General features: G+C 70.6%; 6 protein-coding genes. 1 reads left to right on the top strand and 5 read right to left on the bottom strand.

Annotated features, from left to right (window positions below):
* The 3 genes from GXP76_RS33655 to GXP76_RS33645 form a co-directional block, all read right to left on the bottom strand.
* A partial coding sequence (locus GXP76_RS33655) for a helix-turn-helix transcriptional regulator (protein WP_242575417.1) occupies positions 1–403 on the bottom strand: 403 nt, incomplete at its 3' end.
* Positions 404–773: 370 nt separating this feature from the next.
* Entirely contained in the window at positions 774–1,412 is a 639-nt protein-coding gene (locus tag GXP76_RS33650; protein ID WP_242575416.1) for a DUF3017 domain-containing protein, read from the bottom strand.
* Positions 1,413–1,423: 11 nt separating this feature from the next.
* A complete protein-coding gene (locus GXP76_RS33645) occupies positions 1,424–2,290 on the bottom strand; it encodes a bifunctional methylenetetrahydrofolate dehydrogenase/methenyltetrahydrofolate cyclohydrolase (RefSeq protein ID WP_242575415.1) in 867 nt (288 codons plus the stop codon).
* 278 nt (positions 2,291–2,568) lie between these two features.
* On the opposite strand from GXP76_RS33645, the gene GXP76_RS33640 reads away from it, so the two are divergent.
* Positions 2,569–3,165, top strand: coding sequence for a hypothetical protein (locus GXP76_RS33640; RefSeq protein WP_242575414.1), 597 nt, complete (start codon positions 2,569–2,571; stop codon positions 3,163–3,165).
* A 185-nt stretch (positions 3,166–3,350) separates the two neighbouring features.
* On the opposite strand, the gene purH is transcribed toward GXP76_RS33640, so the two are convergent.
* Both purH and purN read right to left on the bottom strand, forming a co-directional pair.
* Entirely contained in the window at positions 3,351–4,940 is a 1,590-nt protein-coding gene (gene purH / locus GXP76_RS33635; protein ID WP_242575413.1) for a bifunctional phosphoribosylaminoimidazolecarboxamide formyltransferase/IMP cyclohydrolase, read from the bottom strand.
* Entirely contained in the window at positions 4,937–5,542 is a 606-nt protein-coding gene (gene purN, locus GXP76_RS33630; protein ID WP_242575412.1) for a phosphoribosylglycinamide formyltransferase, read from the bottom strand. The genes purH and purN overlap by 4 nt, the downstream gene beginning before the upstream one ends.
* Positions 5,543–5,544 lie beyond the last annotated feature (2 nt).

The following is a 5,544-nucleotide window of genomic DNA, read 5'->3' as shown; positions in this document are numbered from 1 at the left end:
GAGGCGTCGCCGTACGTCCGCCGGGGCGGCTGCCGCCGGACCGGCCGGGGCCGACGTCGCCGCCGAACTCGCCCAGCGCGTCCCGCGCCTGAGTGATCCGGATCGCTTCCATCGTCATGTCGTGGCGCATCTCGGAACGGCTCCACGCCCGCTCCGACAGCTCCCACATCGTGGTGAGATGCAGCGGATTCGTGCCGGTCACCTCGGCGAGCGCCACGATCGCGCCCTTGGGCGCGAGCAGCCGCCCGTTGAGATACCGCTCCCACGACGTCTTGCTGTAACCGGTGCGGTCCGCCACGGCGGCGATACTCAGGCCGCTCTTGTCCACCAGCCTGCGCAGCTGTGTGGCGAACTCCCTGACCTGTGGGTCGAGCTCCTCCGGTAGTGCCTTCCAACGAGGCATTACTTCCCCCTTGTCCCCCCGCACGCGATCCTGAATGTGCTCCGCGTCCGCCGCGCCCCCACGCCGGCCGACGACTACCCCAAGGGATGCGTGGAGCCAGGGCGTCAGTTCCAGAAACGGGAGTGCACCGGAGCATTCGGGACAGCCCCCGCGCCCCCTCGCGCGCCGTCCTCGATTCCGTCCCCCAGTGTCCCATCCGTTGCCCGACGATCACACCATGGCGGAATGGTCACTTCCGTGCCACAGGCATCTGCCGGACCTTGAAGCCGATTGGCGCGTCCATGACGCTGGTCACATGCCGACGGCGCCCGTCCTGACTCGGGGGAGGGGATGGGCGCCGTCTCTGGGTTCCGGGCGTTCCGGGCGGGGGCTACGGGACCGTGGAGTGGACCACGTCCTCCAGGAACGGGATCTCCAGCCACGGCTTCGGCTGCGTCATCAGCGACAGCAGCACGATCGCGACTCCGAGCAGGCCGTACGTCACCATGTCGGTGAAGCGCGACCGTACGGCGAGCATGCCGACCGACGGCATGATCCGCCGCAGGATCGCGCCGGTGACCAACGCCACACCGATGAGTATCGTGCCGATGCGGAACGACTGGTCGAACGGTGCGAGCCCGACGATCAGCAGCCCGAGGCCGGTCGCGCCGAGCACAGTGAGCAGTGGCCACTGACGGGCGGGCGCGGGCGCGTCGCCGGGAGCGGCACGGCCGCCGCCCTCGGGGCGCGCGGTGTCCTGCGTGACGGTCGGAAAACGCCGCGAGGTGCCGGAGGCCGCGGGGGCGCCGGCCGCCTCGTCCCCGTTGTCCGCGTGCCCGTCCCCGCCGTCGCGCCCGTCCTCGCCGGTGTCGTCCCCGTCCGCGTTCCCCGCGACCGCGTCCGGCTTCTTCTCGTCGGTCTTCTCCTCGACCGCCTCCGGGGCCGCCACCGCCTCGGCCACCACCGGCTCGCTCACGGCAGGGCCGCCCTCGCCGCCGGGCTCGGCGGCCGCACTCGTACCAGCACCCATGGGTGCCCCTTTCACGTTCCGCTTCCGCTTCCGGCGCGCTCCGCCGCCTCGACGACGTTGACCAGCAACTGCGCGCGGGTCATCGGGCCCACTCCGCCGGGGTTCGGGGAGATCCAGCCTGCCACTCCCGCGACGTCGGGGTGGACGTCGCCGGCGATCTTGCCGTTCTCGTCGCGGCTGACGCCGACGTCGAGGACGGCCGCGCCGGGCTTGACGTCCTCCGCCTTGATGATGTGGCGCACGCCGGCGGCCGACACGATGATGTCGGCCTGCCGCAGATGCGCGGCGAGATCACGGGTGCCGGTGTGGCACTGCGTGACGGTCGCGTTCTCGGACTTACGGGTGAGCAGCAGCGGGATCGAGCGGCCCACGGTGATCCCGCGCCCGACGACCACGATGTGGGCGCCCTTGATCTCGACACCGTGCGCGCGCAGGAGCTGGATGATGCCGTACGGGGTGCACGGCAGCGGCCCCGTCTCGTTCAGCACCAGCCGGCCGAGGCTCATCGGGTGCAGCCCGTCGGCGTCCTTCTCGGGGTCCATCAGCTCCAGGACACGGTTGGTGTCGATGCCCTTGGGGAGCGGGAGTTGGACGATGTAGCCCGTGCAGTCGGGGTTCGCGTTCAGTTCGCGTACGACCGCCTCGATCTCCTCCTGGGAGGCCGTGTCGGGCAGCTCACGCTGGATCGAGGCGATGCCGACCTCGGCACAGTCGCGGTGCTTGCCGTTGACGTACCAACGGCTGCCCGGGTCGTCCCCGACGAGCAGGGTCCCCAGGCCGGGGGTGATGCCCTGCGCCTTGAGGGCCGCCACGCGGGCGGTCAGGTCGGACTTGATCGCGGCTGCGGTGGCCTTGCCATCGAGAATTTGGGCGGTCATGCGTCCATCTTCGCGGATGACCCCACCGCTGTTCCAATCCAAGGTCATCCACGAGGTCGGCGCGGGGCGCGGCACATGATCGCGGGGTCAAGATCAACGACGCTCCGCCAGGTTGCACTTGCACAACACATAGGAATACCGACTGGACAAAAAGCCCTTGTGAACCGCACGATGACCGCGCAGTGCGCGGTCAGTGTTGGGGGGCAAACCGCTCGGATTTGTGACGTTCCTCCCCCGGATCCGCGATGTCCCCGCGTTACCAACGGAGGAAACCCGCCATGAGTTTCGGCGACCCGAACAACCCTTACGGACAGCAGGGCCAGCCGCAGGGCCAGCCGGGTTACGGCTACCCGCAGCAGGGCCAGCCCCAGCAGCCGCCGGCCAACTACGGTTACCCGCAGGCGCCCCCGGTCCAGCCCGGCTACGGCGGCTACCCCGCCGGTCCGATGGGCGGTGTCCCGCAGTCCATGCCCGGACTGATGACCGCGGCCCGTGTCCTCATGTACATCATGGCCGGGTTCCAGATCATCGCCGCCATCATCTTCGCCATCGCCCTCGCCGCCGTCTCGGACGTGGCCGACTCCGACTCCGGTGACGCGCTCGCCGGTATCGGTTTCATCGGTGTCGTGCTGCTGCTGGCCATCGCCGGTGTATCGATCCTCCTCGCCGTGAAGTTCTCCAGCGGTGGCACGGCGATCCGCGTCTGCACCATCGTCTACGCGTCGCTGATCATCCTGGGCTCGCTCGCCAACTTCACGTCCGGTCAGGCGACCGGCGCGGTCGGCGGCCTCATCAGCCTCGCCATCGGCGGCATCATCCTCGCCTCGATGGTGAACTCGCAGGCGTCGGCGTGGTTCAACCGCCCGCGTTACTGAGCAGCACCGCGCGGGGGCCGGCCCGCGCGCATGCCAGAAGGCCGTAACACCCGTCGTACCGACGTGGTTTACGGCCTTCCGGCGTTCGTCGTCCCCCACCGTGGCGGATGGTCGCCAAGGAACTGACGGCGCGCGAACGGTGGCCGCCCCCGCGCGCGACGGGGGCGGGGGCGGCCACCGGGGGCTCAGTGGAAGAAGTGCCGGGTCCCGGTGAAGTACATCGTGGCGCCCGCCTTCTTCGCCGCCTCGACCACCAGCTCGTCACGGACCGAACCACCCGGCTGCACCACGGCCTTGACCCCCGCGTCCAGCAGGATCTCCAGACCGTCCGGGAACGGGAAAAACGCGTCCGAGGCCGCGTACGACCCACGGGCCCGCTCCTCGCCCGCGCGCTCCACGGCGAGCTTCGCCGAGTCGACGCGGTTGACCTGGCCCATGCCGACGCCGACGCTCGCGCCGTCCTTGGCGAGCAGGATCGCGTTGGACTTGACCGCGCGGGACGCCTTCCACGCGAAGGCCAGCTCGCGCAGCTCGGCGTCCGACAGCGCGTCGCCGGTCGCGAGGGTCCAGGTCGAGGGGTCGTCGCCGTCCGCCTGGAGCCGGTCGGCGACCTGGAGCAGCGCGCCGCCGTCGATGGGCTTCACCTCGACGGGGGCCGAGGGGCCGCCCTCGCAGCGCAGCACACGGATGTTCTTCTTGCGGGCCAGCACCTCGACGGCGCCGTCCTCGTAGCCGGGCGCGACGATGACCTCGGTGAAGATCTCGGCGACCTGCTCGGCCATCTCGACGGAGACCGGTCGGTTGACGGCGATCACGCCGCCGAACGCGGACAGCGGGTCGCACGCGTGGGCCTTGCGGTGCGCCTCGGCGATGTCGTCGGCGATCGCGATGCCGCAGGGGTTGGCGTGCTTGATGATCGCGACGCACGGCTCGGAGTGGTCGTACGCGGCACGGCGCGCGGCGTCGGTGTCCGTGTAGTTGTTGTAGCTCATCTCCTTGCCGTGGAGCTGCTCCGCGTCGGCGAGGCCCCCGCCGGTTCCGCCGGTGTAGAGCGCGGCGGGCTGGTGCGGGTTCTCGCCGTAGCGCAGGACGTTCGTGCGCTCGTACGTCGCGCCCAGGAAGTCGGGGAGTCCCGAGGTGTCGGCGGCGGCGTAGTCGGCCGCGAACCAGGAGGCGACGGCCACGTCGTACGCGGCGGTGTGCTGGAACGCCTCGGCGGCGAGCCGCTTGCGGGTCGTGAGGTCGAACCCGCCGTCCTGTACGGCCGCGAGGACGTCCCCGTACCGCGCGGGGCTGGTGACGATGGCGACCGACGGGTGGTTCTTGGCCGCCGCGCGGACCATGGACGGTCCGCCGATGTCGATCTGCTCGACGCACTCGTCCGGGGTGGCCCCGGACTCGACGGTCTCGCGGAAGGGATAGAGGTTCGAGACGACCAGTTCGAAGGGCTCGATGGAGAGTTCGGCGAGCTGCTCGCGGTGCGCGGCGAGGCGCTGGTCGGCGAGGATGCCGGCGTGGACGCGCGGGTGCAGCGTCTTGACGCGGCCGTCGAGGGTCTCCGGGAAGCCGGTCAGCTCCTCGACCTTGGTGACGGGCACACCGGCGGCGGCGATCCTCCCGGCGGTGGAACCTGTCGAGACGAGCGTGACGCCGGCCGCGTGCAGCCCACGGGCCAGCTCTTCCAGACCTGTCTTGTCGTAGACGCTGACCAGCGCGCGGCGGATGGGCCGCTTCGTACCTTCGACGGCCTGTCCGGCGGTGTCTTCGACGCTCACTGGATTGTTACCTTTCGTCCCTCAATGCGGTAGCCGTGCCGGGCGATACGCCCCACGACATCGACGAGCAGCCGTCGCTCGACGTCCTTGATGCGCTCATGGAGAGCGACGCCACCGTCCGCGTGGTCCTCGTCCCGCACCTCGACCACGCCTTGCGCGATGACCGGGCCGGTGTCGACGCCGTCGTCGACGAAGTGGACGGTGCAACCGGTGACCTTCGCCCCGTACGCGAGCGCGTCACGCACCCCGTGGGCACCGGGAAAACTGGGCAGCAGGGCGGGGTGGGTGTTGATGACCCGTCCGCCGAAGCGGGCGAGGAACCGCTTCCCGACGATCTTCATGAAACCGGCCGAGACGACGAGATCGGGCTCGTAGGCGGCGGTGGCCTCGGTGAGCGCGGCGTCCCACTCCTCGCGCGTCGCGTGGTCCCCCAGCCGGCAGACGAAGGTCGGGACCCCCGCGCGCTCGGCACGTTCGAGACCGGCGATGGCTCCCCGGTCGGCGCCGACGGCGACGACGCGGGCGCCGAACGCCTCCGGATCACCGGCGATGGCGTCGAGCAGGGCTTGGAGGTTCGTACCTGAGCCGGAGACGAGGACCACGA

It is taken from the genome of Streptomyces sp. NP-1717 (genome assembly GCF_022695985.1).
Lineage (GTDB): Bacteria > Actinomycetota > Actinomycetes > Streptomycetales > Streptomycetaceae > Streptomyces.
The sequence above is the reverse complement of the archived record's forward strand: the minus strand, read 5'-3'. Positions and strand labels throughout refer to the sequence as shown.